This is a genomic window from Inquilinus ginsengisoli, assembly GCF_031453975.1.
Lineage (GTDB): Bacteria > Pseudomonadota > Alphaproteobacteria > DSM-16000 > Inquilinaceae > Inquilinus > Inquilinus ginsengisoli_A.
The window spans coordinates 47807-69300 of record NZ_JAVDPW010000006.1; the positions used below are offsets into that span (position 1 = coordinate 47807).

At 70.3% G+C, this 21494-nt stretch carries 20 protein-coding genes; 6 read left to right on the plus strand and 14 right to left on the minus strand.

What is annotated here, in order from left to right; genetic code table 11:
- The 7 genes from E9232_RS17320 to E9232_RS17350 form a co-directional block, all read right to left on the minus strand.
- A complete protein-coding gene (locus E9232_RS17320; protein ID WP_309795812.1) occupies positions 1–1779 on the minus strand; it encodes an ABC transporter ATP-binding protein in 1779 nt (592 codons plus the stop codon).
- 85 nt (positions 1780–1864) lie between these two features.
- A complete protein-coding gene (locus E9232_RS17325) occupies positions 1865–2815 on the minus strand; it encodes an acetamidase/formamidase family protein (protein WP_309795813.1) in 951 nt (316 codons plus the stop codon).
- Complete coding sequence (locus tag E9232_RS17330; protein ID WP_309795815.1) at positions 2805–4427, minus strand: ABC transporter substrate-binding protein; 1623 nt, start codon at positions 4425–4427, stop codon at positions 2805–2807. The genes E9232_RS17325 and E9232_RS17330 overlap by 11 nt, the downstream gene beginning before the upstream one ends.
- Positions 4428–4461: 34 nt before the next feature.
- Positions 4462–5382 (minus strand): ABC transporter permease, encoded by a 921-nt coding sequence (locus E9232_RS17335; RefSeq protein ID WP_309795817.1) that lies wholly within the window; start codon positions 5380–5382, stop codon positions 4462–4464.
- Positions 5382–6230 carry an ABC transporter permease gene (locus E9232_RS17340; protein WP_309795819.1) on the minus strand — a complete coding sequence of 283 codons (849 nt, stop codon included), beginning with the start codon at positions 6228–6230 and terminating at the stop codon, positions 5382–5384. The genes E9232_RS17335 and E9232_RS17340 overlap by 1 nt, the downstream gene beginning before the upstream one ends.
- Before the next feature lie 4 nt (positions 6231–6234).
- Positions 6235–6828 (minus strand): ANTAR domain-containing response regulator, encoded by a 594-nt coding sequence (locus E9232_RS17345; protein WP_309795820.1) that lies wholly within the window; start codon positions 6826–6828, stop codon positions 6235–6237.
- Positions 6829–6830: 2 nt separating this feature from the next.
- Entirely contained in the window at positions 6831–8000 is a 1170-nt protein-coding gene (locus tag E9232_RS17350) for a transporter substrate-binding domain-containing protein (RefSeq protein WP_309795822.1), read from the minus strand.
- Between the two features lie 264 nt (positions 8001–8264).
- Here E9232_RS17350 and E9232_RS17355 point away from each other — a divergent pair, with 264 nt between their 5' ends.
- Positions 8265–8474 (plus strand): hypothetical protein, encoded by a 210-nt coding sequence (locus E9232_RS17355; RefSeq protein WP_309795823.1) that lies wholly within the window; start codon positions 8265–8267, stop codon positions 8472–8474.
- An 8-nt stretch (positions 8475–8482) separates the two neighbouring features.
- Here E9232_RS17355 and E9232_RS17360 read toward each other — a convergent pair whose 3' ends face one another.
- Positions 8483–8968 carry a Pycsar system effector family protein gene (locus E9232_RS17360; protein ID WP_309795826.1) on the minus strand — a complete coding sequence of 162 codons (486 nt, stop codon included), beginning with the start codon at positions 8966–8968 and terminating at the stop codon, positions 8483–8485.
- A 202-nt stretch (positions 8969–9170) separates the two neighbouring features.
- On the opposite strand from E9232_RS17360, the gene E9232_RS17365 reads away from it, so the two are divergent.
- Positions 9171–10010, plus strand: a complete 840-nt coding sequence (locus tag E9232_RS17365; protein ID WP_309795828.1) for a helix-turn-helix transcriptional regulator — start codon at positions 9171–9173, stop codon at positions 10008–10010.
- A 15-nt stretch (positions 10011–10025) separates the two neighbouring features.
- Here E9232_RS17365 and E9232_RS17370 read toward each other — a convergent pair whose 3' ends face one another.
- The 4 genes from E9232_RS17370 to E9232_RS17385 form a co-directional block, all read right to left on the minus strand.
- Complete coding sequence (locus tag E9232_RS17370; protein ID WP_309795830.1) at positions 10026–10715, minus strand: COG3904 family protein; 690 nt, start codon at positions 10713–10715, stop codon at positions 10026–10028.
- Positions 10716–10786: 71 nt separating this feature from the next.
- Positions 10787–11413 carry a glutathione S-transferase family protein gene (locus E9232_RS17375; protein WP_309795832.1) on the minus strand — a complete coding sequence of 209 codons (627 nt, stop codon included), beginning with the start codon at positions 11411–11413 and terminating at the stop codon, positions 10787–10789.
- A 13-nt stretch (positions 11414–11426) separates the two neighbouring features.
- The gene (locus E9232_RS17380) at positions 11427–12071 is read right to left on the minus strand and encodes a glutathione S-transferase family protein (RefSeq protein WP_309795834.1); all 645 of its coding nucleotides are present in this window, start codon (positions 12069–12071) and stop codon (positions 11427–11429) included.
- A gap of 83 nt (positions 12072–12154) precedes the next feature.
- Positions 12155–13453: an MFS transporter gene (locus E9232_RS17385; protein WP_309795836.1), complete on the minus strand. Its 1299-nt coding sequence runs from the start codon at positions 13451–13453 to the stop codon at positions 12155–12157.
- 183 nt (positions 13454–13636) lie between these two features.
- Here E9232_RS17385 and E9232_RS17390 point away from each other — a divergent pair, with 183 nt between their 5' ends.
- The 4 genes from E9232_RS17390 (at position 13637) to E9232_RS17405 (ending at position 18647) form a co-directional block, all read left to right on the plus strand.
- On the plus strand, positions 13637–15151 hold the full coding sequence (locus E9232_RS17390; protein ID WP_309795838.1) for a serine hydrolase domain-containing protein: 1515 nt from the start codon (positions 13637–13639) through the stop codon (positions 15149–15151).
- Between the two features lie 189 nt (positions 15152–15340).
- Positions 15341–16201: a DUF1932 domain-containing protein gene (locus tag E9232_RS17395; RefSeq protein WP_309795840.1), complete on the plus strand. Its 861-nt coding sequence runs from the start codon at positions 15341–15343 to the stop codon at positions 16199–16201.
- A gap of 138 nt (positions 16202–16339) precedes the next feature.
- Positions 16340–18028 carry an amidohydrolase gene (locus tag E9232_RS17400; RefSeq protein WP_309795841.1) on the plus strand — a complete coding sequence of 563 codons (1689 nt, stop codon included), beginning with the start codon at positions 16340–16342 and terminating at the stop codon, positions 18026–18028.
- Positions 18029–18173: 145 nt separating this feature from the next.
- Positions 18174–18647, plus strand: coding sequence for a hypothetical protein (locus E9232_RS17405; protein WP_309795843.1), 474 nt, complete (start codon positions 18174–18176; stop codon positions 18645–18647).
- A 272-nt stretch (positions 18648–18919) separates the two neighbouring features.
- Here the strand turns inward: E9232_RS17405 and E9232_RS17410 are convergent, their stop codons facing one another.
- Both E9232_RS17410 and E9232_RS17415 read right to left on the minus strand, forming a co-directional pair.
- Positions 18920–19153, minus strand: a complete 234-nt coding sequence (locus tag E9232_RS17410) for a hypothetical protein (RefSeq protein WP_309795845.1) — start codon at positions 19151–19153, stop codon at positions 18920–18922.
- Between the two features lie 110 nt (positions 19154–19263).
- On the minus strand, positions 19264–21297 hold the full coding sequence (locus E9232_RS17415; RefSeq protein ID WP_309795847.1) for an FUSC family protein: 2034 nt from the start codon (positions 21295–21297) through the stop codon (positions 19264–19266).
- Positions 21298–21494 lie beyond the last annotated feature (197 nt).

Genomic DNA, 21494 nt, shown 5'->3' on the forward strand with positions numbered 1-21494 from the left:
TCAGGCCGCCTCCCGCGCCACCAGATGGCCGCCGCCGACATCGGCCAGGTCGACATGGACCGGCTGGTACCCGACCGGCCGCACCGGGCTCGGCACCTCGCCGGAGAGGCGCTGGAAATGGTCCCGGCGGCGGCGCGGGTCGGCGATCGGCACCGCCTGCATCAGCGTCCGCGTGTAGGGGTGGCGCGGATCCTCGAAGATCTGCCGCCGCGTCCCGGTCTCGACGATCTGGCCGAGATACATCACCGCGACCCGGTGGCTGATCTGCTCCACCACCGCCATGTCGTGCGAAATGAAGAGATAGGCGAGGCCGAGATCGGCCTGCAGCTCGTGCAGCAGGTCCAGCACCTGGGCCTGGACCGAGACGTCGAGCGCCGAGACCGATTCGTCGGCGACGATGGCCTTGGGCGACAGGCTCAGCGCCCGGGCGATGCAGATGCGCTGGCGCTGGCCGCCGGAGAATTCATGCGGGTGGCGGTGGCGTAGCTCCGGCGCCAGCCCGACCCGGCGGAACAGCCATTCCACCCGGTCGATCAGCTCGGCGCCCTTGGCCAGGCCATGGATCACCAGCGGTTCGGCCACCAGTTCGCCCACGGTCATGCGCGGGTCGAGTGAGGCGTAGGGATCCTGGAACACCATCTGGATGTTCCGGCGCAGCGGCTTCAGGGCGGTGGCGTCCAGCCCGGCGGCCTCGACCCCGTCGATCCGGATCGATCCCTGCCAGCCGACCAGCCCCATCAGCGCCTTGCCGGTGGTGGACTTGCCGCAGCCGCTTTCGCCGACCAGGGCCAGCGTCTCGCCCGGCGCGACGGTGAAGGACAGCTTCTCCACCGCATGCACGCGCTTGACCGTGCGCTGCAGCAGCCCGCCGGCGATGTCGAAGCGCACGGTCAGGTCGCGGACCTCGATGGCGGCATCGCCCGATGCCGCGGCCGGCGCGGCGGTCGCCCGCAGCGGCGCGTCGCGGCCGGCCATCTGGCCCAGCTTGGGCACGGCGTCCAGCAGGCGGCGGGTGTAGTCGTGCTGCGGCGCCTCGAACAGCGGCATCACCAGCCCGCTTTCGACCATCCGCCCCTGATGCATCACGATCACCCGGTCGGCCACTTCGGCCACCACGCCCATGTCATGGGTGATCAGCACCAGGGCGGTGCCGAACTGGCGCTGCAGGTCGCGCATCAGCTCCAGGATCTGGGCCTGGATGGTGACATCAAGCGCCGTGGTCGGCTCATCGGCGATCAGCACCTTGGGCCGGCAGGCCAGGGCCATGGCGATCATCACCCGCTGGCGCATGCCCCCCGACAGCTCGTGCGGGTACTGCGTCAGCCGGCGTTCCGGCTCGGCGATGCGCACCGCCTCCAGCGCCTCCAGCGCCAGCCGCCGCGCCTCGCCGCCATCGACGCGGCGATGGGCGCGGATGGCCTCCTTGATCTGGCGGCCGACCGACATGACCGGATTCAGGCTGGTCATCGGCTCCTGGAAGATCATCGCGATCTCGCCGCCGCGCACCCGCCGCATCTGCCGTTCGGGCAGGGCCAGCAGGTCGCGACCCTCCAGCAGCACCTGGCCGCCGGCGACCCGCGCCATCGGCTGCGGCAGCAGGCCCATGATCGACAGCGAGGTCATCGACTTGCCGCTGCCCGATTCCCCGGCGATGCACAGCGTCTCGCCGGGGTTCAGGTCGAAGCTCAGATCCTCGACCACCAGCCTCGGCCCCGCCGGCGTCGCCACCTGGGTGCTGAGGTGGCGGACGCTGAGGAGGGGGGTGTTTCCCGCAGTCACGATTGTAAGCCAGGTTTCTGCGTAGTCTCTCCCGCCTGGCGGGAGAGGCTACGCGGCAGCTCTTTTTCGAACGGCAGCTCGATCATCATTCGAAGACGATGCGCGGGAAGTAGAAGGACACCACCCAGTTCGGCTGGTCGACGATCTCGCTGATGCGCAGGTCGCCGCAGACCGAACACAGCATGTAGGCGTCGACCGGCGCCATGCCACGGGTCCGGCACAGCAGCTCGACCATCTCGGCGACGGCGATGCGCGCCCCCACCATCAGGTCGGGGCCGATGCCGGTCGTCACCTCATAGCCCTTGGCGTCGAGATGCCGGGTCACCGGGCCCGGCGTGGTGAAGCGCGGCATCTTCAGGTTGGCGCCCTTCACCAGCTCGAGCGTCAGCGTCACCTTCATCGGGCTTTCGATGGCGGTGCCGCAGACCTCGCCGTCGCCCTGGGCGGCATGGGTGTCGCCGATCGAGAACAGGGCGCCCGCCACCTCGACCGGGAGGTAGAGGGTCGCCCCCGTCGACAGGTCGCGGATGTCGAGATTGCCGCCGACGCGGCGCGGCGGCACCACGGAATGCAGCCCGGGTTCCGCCAGCGCCACGCCGATGGTTCCGGCGAAGGGCTTCAGCGGCACCTTCGCCAGGGTCGAGAACAGGGCCGGCGCCAGTGTGTCGGCCTGATAGTTCCAGACATGCAGCGCCGGGTCCTTGAACTGGTCCGCCAGCAGGCCGAAGCCCGGGATGTTGGCGGTCCAGCCGAAGCCGGAGGGCGCGTACTGGTCCAGCGTGATCTTCAGCGCGTCGCCCGGCTGCGCCCCGTCGACGAAGATCGGCCCGGTCGTCGGGTTGATCCTGCCGAAGTCGAGCGTGGCCACGTCGGCCACCGTGCTGGAAGGCGTCAGCTGGCCGGCCGAGCTGTCGAGACAGTCGAACTCCAGCGTGGTGCCAGGCGCGACCGTAGCCGCCGGCGGGAACGACCGGTCCCAGCCGAAATGGTGGTGCGCGCCGTGGATGGTGTGGTGGTGGTGCGGCTTACTGGACATCTTTGGCGTACACGTTGTCGTAGTTGACCGGGATGTGGACGGGGTCGACGAACAGCGTGTCGTCACCGCCCATGCGCGCGGACCGGATGGTGTAGCGCTGCTCGTTGAAGATCGGCGCCCAGGGCGCGTCCTTCATCACGTCCAGGAAGATGTCGCGCCACTTGGCCTCGCGCTCCGCCGTCTTGGCCGGGTCGGCGATCGAATCCGCCTCGGCCGCGCGCTTGTCGAGATCGGCGTTGCAGTACCAGGACCAGTTCCAGCCGCCCGGCACCGCGCCGCCGCAGCCCAGGATCGGGCCGTAGAAGTTGGACGGGTCCGGGAAGTCCGCGATCCAGGCCATGCCGCCGGACCAGATCATGGTCGACTGCTTCTCGTCGCCGCCGGCCGCGATGACATTGGCCTGGGCCAGCGACTTGATCTCGGCCTTGATGCCGATCTGGGCGAGGTCCTGCTGGATCGCCTGGGCGATGCGCGGCTGCGGGTCGGTGTTGGCGACATAGAGGTCGGTGGTGAAGCCAGAGCCCTGGCCGGCGTCGGCCATCAGCTTCTTGGCGCCCTCGACATCGTAGGCGTAGCCCTTGTAGTCCGTGGCGTAGCCGGGCATCGACGGCGGCAGCGGCTGGCTCGCCGGCTTGGCGCGGCCGTTGATGATGCGGATGATGCGGTCCTTGTTGATCGCCATGTTCACCGCCTGGCGCACCCGCACATCGTCGAACGGCTTGGCCTTGACGTTCATGGTGACGTAGCCGGTGTGCAGCTGGCTGCCCTGGATGATCAGGCCCTTGTAGGTCGGGTCCTGCATCACCTCGAGGAACTTGGCCGGCGGGATGCCGTCGCCGGCGATGTCGACCTCGCCGCGCTGCAGCCGCAGCAGCGCCACCACCGGTTCCTGCCCGACCTCGAACACGATCTTGTCGAGATGCGGCAGGCCCTTGTGGAAATAGTCGGGGTTGCGCTCGAACACGATGCGCTGGCCCAGCGTCCACTCCGCCAGCTTGTAGGCGCCGGTGCCGACCGGGTGCTTGCCGAAGTCCGCGCCGTACTTCTCCACTTCTTCCTTCGGCACGACGTGCGAGAAGTTCAGCGCCATCTTGTGCAGGAAGGGCGCGTCCGGCCGGGTCAGGTGGAAGACGACGGTATAGTCGTCCGGCGTCTCGATGCCGCTCAGCTCCTTGGCCTTGCCGGTGGAGACGTCGGCGAAGCCCTGGATCGAATCGAAGAAGCCGGCGCCTGGGCTCTGGGTCTCCGGCTGCACCACGCGGTTCAGCGAGTATTTGACATCGGCGGCCTTCAGCTCGCGGCCATTGTGGAACTTGACGCCCTGGCGCAGCTTGAAGGTGTAGGTCTGGCCGTCGGGCGAGACCGTGAAGCTCTCGGCCAGATCCGGCACCAGGTCGGTGGTGCCCGGCTTGTAGTCCATCAGCCCGTCGAACAGGCTCTTGATCATCGACCAGTTCTGCCAGTCGTAGCCGATGGCGGGGTCGAGGGTGGTGACGTCGTCCTTGTAGGTCACCGTCATGGTGCCGCCCGGCTTGATGTCCTGGGCCATCGCAGGTGTGGCCAGAGCCAGGGTGAGGGCGGCGGCCCCGGCAAGCAGCAACGACTTCAGCATGAAACCTCCTGTGGTTCGGCGCGGGCTTTGTCCGTCACCGTAGCTTGATCCGTGGGTCGATGAACGGGGCGATCAGGTCGGCCAGCAGGTTGCCGATCACGATGGCAACGGCGGAGACCAGCGTGACGCCCATGATGATCGGGATGTCGATGCGCTGGATCGCCTGCCAGGTCAGCTGGCCGATGCCGGGCCAGCCGAACACGGATTCGACGACGACGATGCCGCTCATGAACAGGCCGATGTCGATGCCGATCATGGCGACGATCGGCAGGAAGGCGTTGGGCAGGGCATGGGCCAGGGCGACGCGCCAGACGCCCAGCCCCTTGGCCCGGGCGGTGCGCACATAGTCCTGGCGCAGCACGTCCAGCATCGCCGACCGCATCATCCTGGAATACCAGCCCGCCCCCAGGAACCCGAGCGTGAGCGAGGGCAGCACAAGGTGCGAAAAGGTGCCGTAGCCGCCGATCGGGAACCAGCCCAGCTGCACCGCGAAGATGTAGAGCAGCAGAATGCCGACCACGAATTGCGGCGCCGAGACGCCGACGAAGGAGGTCAGCATCAGCGCGTGGTCGGTGACGGTGCCGCGCCGCAGGGCTGCGATGATGCCCATGGTCAGGCCCAGCGCCAGCTCGCAGGCGATGGCGCCGACCATCAGCAGCAGGCTGGCCGGGAGGCGGCTCATGATCAGCGTCGCCACCTCGGTCTTCTGCAGGTAGGACCGGCCGAGATCGCCCTGCAGCAGCCCGCCGAGATAGCGCAGATACTGCACATGGAACGGCTGGTCGAGGCCGAGCTGGGCGCGGATGTTCGCCACCACCTCCGGCGTCGCGCTGCGCCCGGCGATCTGCCGCGCCGGGTCGGCCGGCAGCAGGTACAGCAGCACGAAGGTCACCAGGCTGACGCCCAGCAGGATCAGAAGGGCCTGGACCAGGCGGCGGAGCAGGTAGGCGGCCATCAGTGCCGGCCCTTCTGCGTCGGGTCGAGGATGTCGCGCAGCGCGTCCCCGACCAGGTTGAAGGCCAGGGCCAGCAGGATGATGGCGGCGCCGGGGATGAACACCAGCCAGGGGGCGGAGGAGAAATAGGTCTGGTTCTCGAAGATGATGTTGCCCCAGCTCGGTGTCGGTGGCTGCACCCCGATGCCGAGGAAGGACAGCGTCGCCTCCAGCAGCACCGTGGTGGCGATGCCGAGCGTGCCCCAGACGATGGTGGTGGAGACCAGGTGCGGCAGCACATGGCGGACCAGGATGCGGGTGCGGGAGGCGCCGAGCCCCCATTCCGCCTCGATGAAGTCGCGCTCCGCGATCGACCGGGTCTCGGTGTAGATGATCCGGGCGATCTGCACCCAGTTCACCATGGCGATGACCAGCGCTACGATCCACAGCGACGGCTTGAAGATCGCGGCCAGGACGATCGCCAGCAGCAGGGCCGGGAAGGCCATCATCAGGTCGGTGAAGCGCATCATCGCGGCGCCCAGCCAGCCCCCGAAGAAGCCGGCGACGACGCCGAAGAAGGTGCCGATCAGCACCGCCGCGCCATTGGCGACGACGCCGATGATCAGCGAGGTCTGGGCGCCGTAGACCAGGCGCGAGAACATGTCCCGACCCAGCAGGTCGGTGCCCATCCAGAACTTGCCATCGGGGGGCAGGGGGGCGCCCTCCAGCGTCAGCCCGTCGAACATCTGGTCGTCCGGCGAGAACGGTACGATCCAGGGCGCGAAGATCGCGGCACCGACGATCACCAGGATGACCGCCAGGCCGAACAGGGCCAGCTTGCGGCGCAGCAGCTGTCTCAGGACCGGCATCGCCTCAGGCGCCCCGCCGGCCGGTGGCCGGGCCGGACGCGCCGGCGGCAAGGTCCAGGCAGTACTCCTCGATGCTGCAGCGCTGCCGCATCGCCGCGCTGCGGATCTCGCGGAAGGCATCCGCCTCGTCCAGCCCGCGCTGCGCCATCAGCGCCAGGATGGCACGGACCACCACGGGGCGCAGCCGCAGCCGGGTCTCCAGATCGGCGATCCGGGCCTCCCAGGCGCGGCGTTCGGCGAAGCCGTGCTCGGCGATCACCAGGGCGCTGAACACGCCGCCGGAGGCGACCGGCTTCAGCAGATGGGCGGTGGCGCCTTGGGCCAGCACCCAGTCCAGCCGGCCCGGCGCCTCCGACCCGATCAGCGCGACCAGCGGCATCGGCGGTGCCCCGGCCGGCCACGGGAATTGTCCGTCATGGGCGGTGTCGGCGTCGAACAGCACGAAATCGGCGGCCAAGTCCGTCGCGGTCAGGTCGGGCCAGGCGGTGCGGGCGGCGATGCCCAGCCGCTCCAGCTGGCGCAGCACGGCGTCGACGGCGGCATGGGGCCGGTGCAGCACCACGGCGCTGCGGCCGCGGAAATTGGGGGTGGTGGCCATGGTCACTTCACCCGCTTCAGGCGCGGCCGGGCGGCACCGCGGACGCTGCGGGTCAGGGCCGCGGCGTCGAAATCGACGAGATAGGGGTCGGGCGCGACCGGCGCGGCGGCGCTGTCGACCAAGGCGAAGCCGCCATCCGCACCGATCCGGCCGAGATGCGGGGTCAGCGCCGCATGGTTGGTGCGCCGGTCGATCGACAGCCGGCCGAGCGGGGTGTCGAAGCGGCGCGCATGCAGGATCGGGCGCACGGCCTCCGGCGCGTCGGTGCCGGCCTCGCGGATCGCCTCGGCCAGCATCCGCACCGCGGTGTAGCCGCCGGCCAGGAAGGCGGAGGAGCGGCGGCCGGCGCCGAAGCGCCGCCGCAGCCGCTGGCGGAAGGCCTGGTTCTCGGCGCCGTCGACGCCCTCGAAATAGATCGCGCTGCTGAGATGCCCGGTGCCGGCCGGGCCGATCAGCGCCAGCTCGCATTCGGTCAGGTTGCAGCTGACGATCGGCCGGCGGTCCGGCGCGAAGTCCGGGTCGGAATCGGCCAGCGCCCGGTAGGCCCGGAAGAAGGCGTAGCTGGACGGGCCGATCAGGTTGTTGAGGACGAAATCCGGCCGCTTGTCGCGGATCTCCTGGACCAGCCGGCCGACCTCGGTGCTGCCGATCGGCAGGTAGCGTTCGGCGAGCACCTCGCCGCCACAGGCGCCGATCAGCTCGCGCGCCACGCGGTTCACCTCCCAGCCCCAGATGTAGTTCGACCCGACCAGCGCGGCGCGGGTGCCCCAGCGCGGCAGCACATGCTGGAACAGCGGCACGATGTGCTGGTTCGGGCAGGCGCCGGTGTAGATCACCGCCTCGCTGCTCTCGAACCCCTCATAGGGGCAGATGTACCACAGCAGGGCGTCATGCTTCTCGATGGTCGGCAGCACCTCCTTGCGCGACAGCGAGGTGATGGTGCCGACGATCTGGCGGCAGCCGGCCTCGCGGATCGCGGCCTCGCACAGCGCGTGGTAGCGGTCGATCACCCCTTCGGGATTGGCGGCGAAGGGCGTCAGCGCGAAGCCGAAGCCGGGATCGGCATTGACCTCATCCAGCGCCATCAGCGCGCCGTCCAGCGCATCGCGGCCGATCGCGCCATAGGGCCCGGTTGTGGAGTAGAGAAGACCGATCGCGTAGCTCGTCCGCACCGTGCTGCCTGTCCCTGTGCCCTGAACGCACAAAGCCCCATGCCGCACCGTCGCTGGTGTGCGGATGGGGCTTCGTTGCCGCTCCTGCCCCTTCGGGCAAGAAGATTTCGTGTAGTGTTTCCCAGGATACGGGGCGCGCCGGTTCTGTCAATCGCGCTGCAACATAACGCCGATGCAGGGGCGATCGTCAGGCCTCTTCCAGATTCCCGAATATGAGATAATATCTCCCATATGAGAGATTCGCCGCCATCACCGACCTCCGCCATGCTCGGCCACAATGGTGGGCCGCCGCTGGAGGAGCATCCGGACTCCGCGGCCTCGTGGCGGCACTATTGCTGGAAGAAGGCCCATGCCGCCGCGTGGAAGACGCCGCCGCGCGAGATCGCGCTGCGCCGCCTGGCGCGGGCGGAGGAGCTGGGCATGACCTATCGCGAATACACCGCCGTGATCCTGGAGACGGGCAAGCATCTCTAGCCGCGAGATCAGCTCGTGGTCAGCAGGGTGACGTAGCAGAGGATGACCACGGCCAGGCAGCGGAAGGCGTAGCTGACGAAGCGGTACTTGATGCAGCAGATCGCCGAGAGGTTGCGGGCGTTGGCGGTGTATTCCGCGGCGATGAAGCCGGGATCCGCCCGATGGGCGGCATGCTCCAGCCGCTCCCCGGCCTCCGGCCAGGCGGCCCAGTACAGCGACACCCCGCCATTCCGCCTGCGCGGCAGCAGCACCAGCGCGACGCAGACCAAAGCCGTGCTCAGGGCCGCGACCAGGATCAGGCACAGGCCCCATTTCGCCGATGGGAACGGGACGTCGCCGGTCCAGGAGAACACCTTGCGCATCTCCGGCGACCAGGCGACCAGCGCGATCAGGAAGGTGAAGATATAGGCCGCCTTCTGGTCGGCGCTCCGGATCTGGTCGTGGAAGGTCTGGTTGATGGTCTTGAGGTAATCGATGTGATCGGACGCGGTCATCGGCGGCTCGAAACAATGAACTGATCAAAATCGTGGATCGCCGTTCGGGAGTAGGGGCCCAGGGCGGAAAACACAAGCGGCCTTCTTGTGGCAGGTCGGACCGGCAGGCCGCGGGCCGGGTGTTCGGCAGGTCCCGTGGGCACCGCAGGGGTATCCTGTTAAAGTGGTCTCCTATCCTGGTATAGATCGCGACGGCCTGCGCATGCCTTCCCCGAACGACAACCGGCTCGGCGACTATCTGAGGAACCGGCGCACCAAGCTCGACCCGGCGTCCTTCGGCTTCTCCGGCCGCCGGCGGACGGCAGGGCTGCGCCGGGAAGAGGTGGCGCAGCGCGCCAACATCAGCGCGACCTGGTACACGTGGCTGGAGCAGGGCCGCGGCGGCAACGCCTCGGCGGATGTGCTGGACCGCATCGCCAAGGCGCTGATGCTGACCGAGGTCGAGCGCGAGCACCTGTTCCTGATCGGCCTCGGCCGCCCGCCCGAGGTCCGCTATCGCGGCAACGATGCGATCACGCCGCGGCTGCAGCGGCTGCTCGACGCCATGGCCTACAGCCCGGCGATCGTCAGGACGGCGGCCTGGGACGTGGTCGCCTGGAACCGCGCGGCGGCCGCCGTGCTCACCGACTACGGCGCCCTGCCGCCGGAGAAGCGCAACGTCCTGCGCATGATCTTCTGCGATCCCCGCGTCCGCGCCGCGCAGTTCGATTGGGACAGCGTTGCCCGCTTCGTGGTCAGCGCCTTCCGGGCCGATGCCACCCGTGCCGGCGCCGCGGCCGAGGTGCAGCCGCTGGTCGACGAGCTGTGCCGTTCGAGCCCCGAATTCGCGACAATGTGGCGCGACAACGAGGTGCAGACCCATGGCGACGGGGTGAAGCGCCTGCACCATCCCGTGCTCGGGCCGATCACCATGGAGTATTCGGCCTTCGCGGTCGACGGGCGGCCGGATCTCCAGATGATCGTCTACAACCCGGCGACAGCGGCCGATCTCGAGCAGGTCAGGTCCCTGATCGGGCGGGTGGCGGCCATCGCCGCTGAGTGAAGTCGAGGCCACCGCCTATCCCGGGCCCGGCTTCGCGGCGGCGGGCTTCGAGACCGGGCCGGTCACGATCTTCAGCCGCGCCAGGTCGTCATGGCTGAGCCGGCGCATCGCTGGGTCGGCGAAGGTGCGGGAGGCGAAGTCGGCGCTGGCGCCCATCCGCAGCGCGTAAATGCCGATATAGACGTTCCAGATCTCCAACGACGTCTCGGTCTGCTCGCGGTCGAAGGCGGGGTCGGTCGCCCGCCACCGCCGGATCATCGGGCGGTGGATGCCGAACACGCCGGAGGTCACGCTGCGCCGGATGCCGCCGAGGAAGGCGATGGTGCAGGCCGAATAGCAGTCGGACAGCTGGGTGGTGATGCTGCCGTCGGGGTTGCGCAGCTTGGCCCGGCCGACCGTGGTGTCGAAGCCGCCCTCTCGCATCATCTGGCCCAGCCGCATGGCGAAGGCGATGAAGCCGCCGAGGGAGTTGAGGCGGACCAGCCGCGGTGCGTCCGGGGTCCGCGCCAGGAACTCCTGGAACCGGTCGGGCGTGCCGGAATCGATCTCGCCCTCGGCCAGGATCCAGGTGCAGCTGGCGCAATCCACCGCCGGGCCCTGGAGGCTGAACTGCATCGGCCGCGCCGCCGCGGGCAGGGCGAAGGCCGCCAGCACCAGCCAGGCCAGCAGGACGGATCGGCGGGAAGGGCGGTCGAAGGTCGTCATCGCTCGGCGCAGGGTCGATCGCACCAGCTTAGGGCGAAGCCGGCCTTAACGGAACCGGATCCCGCCGCCGCTCAGTCCAGCTTCACCGCCAGCCCCCGCTGCACGCCCGGCCGGGCCAGCAGCGCCTCGTACCAGCGCTTCACCTGCGGGAAGTCGGCGAGGTCGACGCGGTGGCGCTCATGCCGCCAGGCCCAGCCGAGGATGGCGAAATCCGCCATCGACAGCGGCCCGGCCACGAACTCGACCTGGGCCAGCCGGCGGTCCAGCACGCCGTAGAGACGCCGCGTCTCCTTGCTGTAGCGCTCCAGCCCATAGCGGCGGTCGGCCTCGTTCTCGACCGTCAGGAAATGGTGCACCTGGCCCGGCATGGGGCCGAAGCCGGCCATCTGCCACATCAGCCATTCCAGCACCGGCACCCGGCCGGCGAGGTCGGCGGGCAGGAACCGGCCGGTCTTCTCGCCGAGATACAGCAGGATGGCGCCGGATTCGAACACGCTGATCGGCACCCCGGCCGGGCCGTCCGGATCGACGATCGCCGGGATCCGGTTGTTCGGGCTGATCTTCAGGAACGCGGGCGCGTGCTGCTGCCCCTTGGTGATGTCGACCGGATGCACGGTGTAGGGCAGGCCCATCTCCTCCAGGGCCACGCTGATCTTGCGGCCGTTGGGCGTGTTCCAGCTGTGGAGCTCGATCGTCATCGGGGCCGGCCTTTCAGGTCAGGGCCGGGGCGACGAAGCGCTGGAAGCCGCGGCGCTCCGCCAGCCCGGCATGCCAGCGCGCCAGCTGCGGCAGCTCCGGCTTGGCCACGCCCTCGACGCCGTACCAGCGGCGGGCGTAGGCGCCGAGGACGATGTCGGCCAGGGTGAAGGCCTCGCCCTCGAGGAAGCGGCGGCCGGCGAGATGGGCGTCGACGATCCGCCACAGCCCCGCCACCTCGTCCGCCGCCTTTCGGATCGCGGCCATGTCGCGCTCGGCCGGCGGGGTGCGGACCAAGCCCCAGAACACCGGCCGCTCGGCCGGCTGCAGGGTCGACAGGGTCCAGTCCAGCCAGCGCTCGACCCCGCCGCGGGTCCTGGGATCCGCCGGGTACAGCGTCGAGCCGGCGCCGTACTGCAGGGCGAGGTAGCGGATGATGGCGTTGGATTCCCACAGCACGTAGTCGCCATCCGCCAGCAGCGGGATCTTGCCGTTCGGGTTCATCGCGAGGTAGTCGGCCCCGGTGTTGACGCCGAACTGCAGGCCGGCATCGACCCGCTCATAGGCGAGGTCGAGCTCCTCGGCGCACCACAGCACCTTCTGGACATTGACCGAGTTGACCCGGCCCCAGATCCGGATCTGGGTTTGGATGGACGGCACGGCGGGCCTCCCCGGTTGCGGTGGGAACTGTACGGACCGTGGTGCCGCGAGGTTACGCCGGCGGCAAGGGCGGATTGCGGGGGTCAGCCCGGCAGCGGCGGCATCGCCCTGCGGTGGAGCAGGCGCCCGAACAGCAGGGCGATCACCGCTGCGCCCACCAGGCCGCCCGCGAGGAAGCCCATGCCGGCGGTGAAGCTGCCGGTCGAATCCTTGATCCAGCCCACGGCATAGGGCCCGACGAAGCCGCCGAGATTGCCGATCGAGTTGATCAGGGCGATGCCGCCGGCCGCGGCGGTGCCGCCCAGGAACACCGGCGGCATGGTCCAGAACGGCCCCAGCGTGGCGTAGATGCCGATCGCGGCGACGCCCAGGCACACCAGGGCCAGCACGTTCGACGAGGCGTAGATGCTGCCGATGAATCCGATCGCGCTGAGCAGGGCCGGCAGCGCCACGTGCAGGATGCGCTCGCCGCTGCGGTCGCTGTGGCGACCCCACACCAGCATGGCGCCGGCGCTGACGAGGTAGGGCAGGGCGATGATCCAGCCGGTCTCGACCGTGGTGAAGCCCATGCCCTTGACGATCTGCGGCAGCCACAGCCCGATGCCGTAGAGGCCGATGACGATGCCGAAATAGACCAGGCCCAGCAGCAGCACCCGCAGGTCGGCCAGGGCCGGCCACAGCGCGTGCAGCGGCGGGTGGGCGCTGGCGGCGCGGTCGCCCGCCAGGTCGGCGGTGATGGCGGCGCGCTCGGCATCGCTCAGCCAGGGCGCCCGCGCCGGCCCGTCCGGCAGCAGCGCCAGCACCGCCAGGCCCAGCAGGCAGGCCGGCAGCCCCTCGATGATGAACAGCCACTGCCAGCCCTTGAGGCCGAGCCATTCATGGGTCGACCCGAGGATCAGGCCGGAGACCGGGGCGCCGATCGCGCTGGCCAGCGGCACCGCGGCCATGAACAGGGCGACGAAGCGCGCCCGCCGGGCCGAGGGGAACCAGTAGGTCAGGTACAGGATCATGCCTGGCAGGAACCCCGCCTCGGCGGCGCCCAGCAGGAAGCGCAGGATGGAATAGCTCCACACCCCCTGGACGAACGCCATGGCGGCCGAGATCAGCCCCCAGGTCAGCATGATGCGGCAGATCCACAGCCGCGCCCCGACCTTCTCCAGGATGACGTTGCTGGGCACCTCGAACAGGAAGTAGCCGAAGAAGAAGATCCCGGCGCCCCAGCCGAAGACATAGGGCGAGATGCCGAGGTCGGCATTCATGGTCAGGGCGGCGAAGCCGACATTCACCCGGTCGAGGAAGCTGACCAGGTACAAGAGGATCATGAACGGGATGATGCGCAGGCTGACCTTGCGGTACAGCGCATCGCGGTCGATTTCCGGCACGGCGGTTTCCCCCTGGTTTCGACGCTCAGGCCAACCGCCCCGCGACTCTGAGGCCAAGGGTAGGAACAGATGGCCGCCGCGGGGAAGCCAAATCCCCTGATCCCGCTTATAACGGGGCATCATGATTCCGCGACGGCCGGCCCGGTGCCGGCGAAGGCGGGACGGCGGCGGATGGAGGCAGGGATGGCGGGTGGGGAATTGCGCTGGTCGGCGGCGGCGGAGGCCGCGGCCGAGATCGCGGCGGGCTGGGGGCCCGGCGAACCCGGCGGCGGCGTCGCGGTGTTCGACACCCGCGAGATCCGGGCTGAGGCCTGCGGCGGGGTCGAAAGCCTGGCCGGCGGCACCGCCTTCTCCGGCGACACGGTGGTGCGCTACGCCTCGGTCACCAAGCATGTCTTCGCCGCCCTGGCGCTGTGCCGGGACGAGATCGGCCTTGAAGACCCGCTCGGCCGGCTGCTGCCGGCGCTGCAGGGCGACCTGGCGGCGGTCACGGTCGGCCGGGCGCTCGACATGACCGGCGGTCTGCCGGATGCGGGCGAGACGCTGTCGCTGCTCGGCATCCCACCGGGTGCCGCGACCGAGCGTGAGGAGACGCTCGACTTCGTCTGCCGCCTCACCGCGCTGAACTTCCCGGCCGGGCACGAGATCTCCTACTCCAACACCGGCTATCGCCTGGTCGACGGGGCGCTGCTGCGCCGCGGCGTCGCCTTCGCCGAGCTGGTCCGCGACCGCATCGCCGAACCGCTCGGCGTCGGCTTCCGCGTGCCGGAGACCTGGGCCGACCCGATCCGCGGCCTCGCCCCCGGCTACTGGAAGGGCGCGGATGGCGCCTGGCAGCTCGCCACCTCCGGCCGCCACCTCTCGGCCTCGGGCTGCCTGACCGGCAGTCTGCATGACCTGGTGCGCTGGCAGCAGGCGGTGCTGGCGGATCGCGGCCCGGGGCAGGGCGTGCTGGCCCGGCAGGGGGCGACGCGGCACCTGGCCGATGGCCGCCCGACCGGCTACGGGCTCGGCCTCGCCTGGTCGCGGCTGGGGCCCCGCCACCTGGTCGGCCATGGCGGGTCGCTGCTCGGCTACAAGACGTATTTCCTGCTGGATCCGGAGACCGGCACCGGCGCCGCCGTGGTCTCGAACCGCGAGGACACGGTCTCGCACGGCCTGGCGCTGAAGCTGATGGCGGCGCTGCTGGGCGAAGCGCTGCCGGAGCGCGGTACCGAGATCCCGGACGGGCTGTATGCGGCCGATCGCGGGCCGGAGTGGCTGGAGGTGAAGGACGGCGTCGCCAGCTTCCTCGGCAGCGGCGAGACGCTGCACCGCGGCGAGGACGGCTGGTCGGTCTCGCTCTCCGCCCATTTCCCGATGCGGCTGCGCTGGGCGGGCGGGGCGGTCGAGGGCGAGATCGGCCACGTCGCCCGCCGCTTCCTGCCGGTGGTGCCGGACGATGTGCTCGACCGGGTGCAGGGCGAGTGGCGATGCCCGGACTTCCATGCCGGTTTCACCATTGCCGGCAACCGGATGGAGATGGGCGTCGGCCCGGCCCGCACCGCGGCGCCGCTGGTGCCGCTCGGCGGCAACCGCCTGCTGGCCGAGGCCAAGGACGGACCCTGGCCGAAGCGGATCTGCCTCGCCTTCGACGGCGACGTCGTGCGGCTGGCGCTCAACCGCAGCCGGGTGCTGCGCTTCCAACGGGGCGGGTAGGGGCTGGCCATGGCGCCACTGTCCGTCGAACAGATGCTGCCCGTGGTCGTTCCGGCGGGCGGGGCGCGCGGCTGACGCAACCGAGCCCGCGACACAGCGCGGCTTCCCGGCCCTGGCCGATCGCGCCATGATCGCCGGGTCGGGGCCGGGGAGGGGCGGCCGCCGGCGGACCGATCCGGAGGACATCCGATGAGCCCGACCATTGCCGTGATCGCCCCCGGGGCCATGGGCAGCGGCATCGCCCGCCGCCTGACCGAACACGGCGCCGCCGTGCCGACCCTGCTCGACGGCCGCAGCGCCGCCAGCCGGGCGCGGGCCCAGGCCGCCGGCATGCAGGCGGCCGATGAGGCCGCGGTCGCCGGCGCCGACATCATCCTGTCGATCGTGCCGCCGGGCGAGGCCGCGGCGCTGGCCGAGCGGCTGGCGCCGGCCCTGCGCGCCGCGACGCGCAAGCCGGTCTATGTCGACTGCAACGCGGTCAATGTCGACACGGTCAAGGCCATCGCCGCGATCATCGCGCCGACCGGCAGCGGCTTCGCCGATGGCGGCATCATCGGCATGCCGCCGGTGCCCGGCACCCCTGGGCCGGTGCTGTACCTGGCCGGCCCGGCGGCGAAGGATCTCGGCGTGCTCGCCGGTCTGGGCTTGCGCATCCGCGTGCTCGACGGGCCGGTCGGCGCCGCCTCGGCGCTGAAGATGTCCTATGCCGGCATCACCAAGGGCCTGACCGGCCTGGCCGCGGCGATGATCCTGGCGGCCAGCCGCGACGGTGCGGCGCCCGCGCTGCATGCCGAGCTGGCCGAGAGCCAGCCGCAGCTGCTGGCCCGGTTCGGCAAGGGCCTGCCGGACATGTACGCCAAGGCCTATCGCTGGGTGGCGGAGATGCGCGAGATCGCCGGCTTCCTCGGCCCCGACGATCCCGCCCGGCTGATCTACGAAGGCATGGCCGGGCTGTTTGAGCGGCTGGCCGCCGATGTCGCCGGGGAGAAGCAGGACATCGCGGCGCTGGACGCCTTCCTGGCCATCGGCAAGGCCGACGCGGCGGCCTGACGCCCGACCACAGCGGATAACCCCGCCCGTCTCCGGCACGGCTGCCTTGTCATGTCCCGACGCCGGAGCGGGGCTTGACAGGGCAGGGCAACGGGCAAATGCTTTAAGCATAAAACAAATAGCGGCGAGGGGGATGCCATGGACCTGAGGATCATCGCAGCGGCGGCCTTCTGTCTGGCGGCGGCGTTGCCCCTGTCCGGCCACGCCGCCACGGCGGCGGACGCGGTCTACATCAACGGCAAGGTCTACACCGCCGATGCCGGCGACTCGGTGGTCCAGGGCTTCGCGGTCTCGGGCGGCCGTTTCGTGGCGGTCGGCAGCAATGACGAAATCCGCCGGTTCGTCGGGAAGGACACCCGGCTGGTGGACCTGCAGGGCCATTTCGTCAGCCCCGGCCTGGCCGACGGCCATTTCCACAACGAAGGCGGCGGCAGCGGCATCGACCTGTCGCATGCGCGCAGCCTGCAGGAGCTGCTGACCATCGTCGCCAACGCCGCCGCCGCGGCCGCGCCCGGCACGCTGCTGGTGTCCAATTCGGACTGGCACGAGGCCCAGCTCAAGGAACAGCGCCTGCCGACGGCGGCCGAGCTGGACCAGGCGGCGCCGAACAACCCGGTGGTGCTGGTGCGCGGCGGGCATTCCATCATCCTCAGCGCCGGCGCGCTGAAGACGTTCAACATCACCCCCGACACGCCGGTGCCGGCCGGCGGCCAGATCAGCCGCGACCAGGACGGCGGCCTGACCGGCGAGATCTTCGACACCGCCAAGGCGCTGGTGCCGCTGCCCGCGCCGAAGCCGCTGACGATGGACGACATCGTCGCCACCCAGGCGGCGCTGAACGCCTATGGCATGACCGCGGTGCGCATCCCGGGCTCCTACAAGGGCAACATGCTCGACGCGCTGCGCCTGTGGCGCCAGGCCGCCGCGGACCACAGCCTGACGCTGCGCTACACCGTCTACATGCCGGGCTTCGAGTTCCGCACCGCCCAGCAGGTCGACGACGCCATCGCCAGATGGGGCGTGACGCAGGACGAGGGCGACGATTTCGTGCGGATCGGCGGCATCAAGCTGATCGTCGATGGCGGCTTCGAGGGCGGCCATCTCTCCCGGCCCTACCAGGAGCCCTACGGCAAGGGCGGGACCTATTCGGGCCTGACGGTGTCCCCGCCATCGGCCTATGAGGCGGTGGTGCGGGAGATCAATCGCCGAGGCTGGCGCCCCACCACCCATGCGGTGGGCGATGCGGCGGTCGACGAGGTGCTGACCGCCTATGAGAAGGCGAATGCCGACACGCCCATCGCCGGCAAGCGCTGGGCCATCGAGCACGCCTTCGTGGTGCGGCCCGACCTGGTGGACCGCATGAAGGGGATGAACCTGATGGTCTCCGCCCAGGATCATCTCTATCTCGCCGCGCCGGTGCTCAAGAAGTACTGGGGCTGGGACACGGCCAGCGAGGTGACGCCGCTGAAGACCTTCCTCGATGCCGGCCTGCTGGTGGCGGGGGGCACGGATTCGCCGGTCATTCCGTTCAACCCCTTCTGGGAGCTGTATCATTTCGCCAGCCGCGACACGATTTCCGACGGCGTCTACGGCGCCGACCAGAAGATCGCCTCGCGCGCCCTGCTGCTGCGGCTGGACACCATCAACTTCGCCAAGCTGATCGGCGAGGACGACCACCGCGGCTCGATCGAGCCGGGCAAGCTGGCCGATTTCGCGATCCTGACCGATGATTTCCTGACCGTCCCGGTCGAGAAGATCCAGGCCATGAAGGCCCTGGCGACCTATGTCGGCGGCCAGGAAGTGTACCGGGACCCGAGCTACAGATAGGGCGGGGGTGCGCCTGCGCCACCTCTTCCGCCTGGCGGGAGAGGTGATGCGCGCAGTTGAACTTGACTCATTTGTTCTCTTTATGTTCTAATCGATTCATGAACAACGCCAACATCCGGACCGAGCCTCCATCCGCCGCACCATCATGCTCAAGGCCCGGCTGCGCGAGCAGCAGGAGGAGGCCCGGCGCCAGGCCGAGGACCGCCGGGACGGACGGCAGCGCGAGACGGCCGAGCGCCGCCGCGGGGTCGCCGAAGGCGTGATCCGCGCCATCGACGCCGCCACGCCCAATGACTCCGAGGCCCGCGAGCGGCTGACGGGCGACCTCTGGACCAGGCTCGACCGGATCGACGCCGACCGGGCCGATACCGTCCTGCCGATCGAAATCCTGGTCCGGCGCCTGTGCCGCGCCCTCGGGCTTCTGCCCGACTGGCCGGATCTGCCCGCTGACGAGGCGGAGGCCGCCGGCCTCGCCGCGAAGGCTGCGGTGGTGGGCCGCGGCGCCGCCGGCCTGGGCCTGCCGCGGCGCCCGCCCGGACACCGTCGCTGGAGTCCCCGGCCGGACCGGATACGCAACCCCGATCCCACGCTCCCGCGGAAGCAGACCGATACCAGTTGACCGCTGGGTGCGCGCGCCCTCCCTGCCAAATCCTGCCATGACTGTTTAAGTTACCTCTCCCGCCGTGCGGGAGAGGTCGGAGGCGCTTGCGCCTCCCCCGTCTCCGTCATTGCGAGCGCAGCGAAGCAATCCATGGCACCATGGATTGCTTCGTCGGCTTCGCCTCCTCGCAATGACGAAGAAGGGGCGGTATGCGATCTCTACTACGGTGACAGTGCATTTTTTAGTGAGTTACCCGCCTTCCGTAGATGAGGGGGACTCATGGAAGCCCTTCAGCCTTCTTTCGTTGCCGACCTGGCGTGGGCTGCGGCGATCAGGATTATCGCCACGACATCTTCAAATTCTTCTTTTCCGAGCGGATCCATCTCGTCGTATCGCGATATATTGCCGCCGTTAAACCAGTTGTGAAATTTGCCTATCCGAAACAGCTCATGGGCGCCCGCTTCAACTTCGGATTGAGACGGGCGAAATTTTTCCCATTCTTCTTGAGAGAGTTTCAGGCGCACCGTGTCACCTCGCCATCAAGTTCGTATCATCATCGCATATCTGGGGATATTTGCTTGGCTGGGGGACGCTGCCAGTCCCCTGCCACTCAATCTGCCAACAATCCCGGCCGCTATCCCGGCACCAGATGCTCCGTCGCCGTCCGCAGCAGCAGGACCTCCTGCAGCAGGCGCGACCGTTCCGGGTCGTCGGCCGCGCCGTCCGGCGGTGGCGCCGGGGCGGGCACGGCGCTGCCGCGGCGCAGCGCCTCGGCCAGGGCGGCGGTCTCGGCGCCGATCCACCGGCCGAAATCCGCATCCTCGGCCCGGTCGGCGGCGTCCGGCCGGTGCAGCCAGGCGGTGCCGGCCCCGCCGGCGATCTGGCGGGCCAGCACCAGGATGGTCAGCCCGGCATCCAGCGCCTCGCGCTGCCACCACGCCTCCAGCATGGTCCGGCCGTGCCCGGCCTCGGCATTGCCGCTGGCCAGCCCGGCTTCCCGCCGCGCCGCCTCGATCGCGGCCTCGTTGTCGTCCGGGGCGAAGGCCAGGGCGGCGTAGCGGCCATTGGCCTCGATCGCCGCGGCCAGCAGCGGCCGGAACTGCCGGCCCTCGCGGCTGGGCCACAGCAGCAGCCCGGCCGCCAGGCCGATGGCGCTGCCCAGCACGTTGTACAGCGCGCGCATCCAGGCCAGCGCCGGCTCGCTGGCGCCGGGCTGCGACAGCTCCACCACCAGGATGAACAGCGGGGTCAGGAAGAAGACGAAGATGCCGTAATTGACCTGCCGCATCGCCATGGTCGCGATCGCCAGCGGGAACACCGCGGCGGTCAGGGCCAGCGGCGTGTGCAGCACCAGCCCGAGCAGGGCGGCCAGCCCGCCGCCCAGCACGCTGCCGACCGCGCGCTCCAGCGCCCGCGGCCAGGTCGTGGCCACCGACGACTGCAGCACCAGCACCGTCGCGATCGCCATCCAATAGGCATAGGAGAAGCCCAGCGCGTGGCTCAGCAGCACCGCCGCGGTGGTGGCGACGGCGCAGCGCAGGGCGTGGCGCAGGATCTCGGACCGCAGGCTCAGATGCGCGCGCAGCGGCGCCAGCCCGGCCGCGAGACCGCGGGACACCGCCGCCGCCTCGTCCCGCGCCGGGGCCGGGCGGGCGCTGCCGGTGGCGCGGATCTCCTCGACGATCCGGCCCAGCCCCGCCGCCACCGGTCCCTCCATCCGTGCCGCCAGCAGGGCGAGGCGGTCCAGCGACCGCTGCGGCGCGTCCATCTCGCCAGGACCGGTGTCGAAGGACCGGGCGCGGCGGTACAGCGTCAGCGCCAGGCGGCGCAGCGCCTGCCGTTCCAGCGGCCGCCGCCCATCCGCCGCCGGGCCGGCATGCTGGCGCAGGTCCGACAGGGCGATCAGCTGGCCGAAGATGCGCTCGGCGATATCCAGCGCCACCAGCAGCCGCTCGGCGAAATCGCCCAGGCCGCGCCCGCGCATCGCCCGGCCCAGCGCCGCCCGGGCGGTCTCGATCGCCGCGCGGACCGCCGGGCGGTAGCGCTGCGCGTGCCGGATCCAGTCCAGCGGCGCCGAGCGTGAATCCAGGCGGGCCATGCCGGCGGCCATGGCGGCCAGGCCGCGATAGGTCGCCGCCAGGGCGCTTCGCGCCGGCCGGAACGGGTGGATGCGCCAGATCGACAGGGCCAGCAGCATGGCCCACAGGCAGCCGGCGAGGTGAGTCGCGGCGAATTCGGCCAGGGCGGCCGGGGAGGCCACTTGGTGGTCGATCGCGGTGACGCAGACCACGGTGGCCAGGGCGCCGATCTGCCGCGCCGCGGCGCCATAGACCCCGGCCATGCCGCCGACCAGGGCGCAGGGGACCACGGCGGCCGCGGCCCAGCCCCAGCCTTGCGACGCGGCCGCGGCGCCGATGATCGCGAAGGCGGTGGACATCAGGGTGAAGCCGGCCAGCGCCCGCAGCCGGTCCGGGTTCGGCCCGCCGGGATCGGCCAGGCAGGTCCAGAAGGCGCCGATCGCGGCCCAGGCCAGGATCGGCATCTGCAGCGCGCTGCCGATGGCGACCACGACGGCGCAGGACGCGGCGGCGCGCAGGCCTTCGCCGATGCTGATGCTGCGCGGCGAGATGGCGATGGCGGTGCGGATCAACGAGGGCAGGGCGCTCATCGCTCGGTCGTCGTCTCCATGCTGGCGGCAGGCCGCCGGGTCCGCGCTCCTCCCCATGTTTGACTGATCGCAGGTTAACCTGTCCCGGGATGGATCGCACGGCTGCCTTGCGATCCGCGGGACCCGCAAGCCCGGTGTTTCGGGCCATGATTGCGGTCTGGTTCAGGGCACAGCATTTCAGAACAGCGGCCCATCCC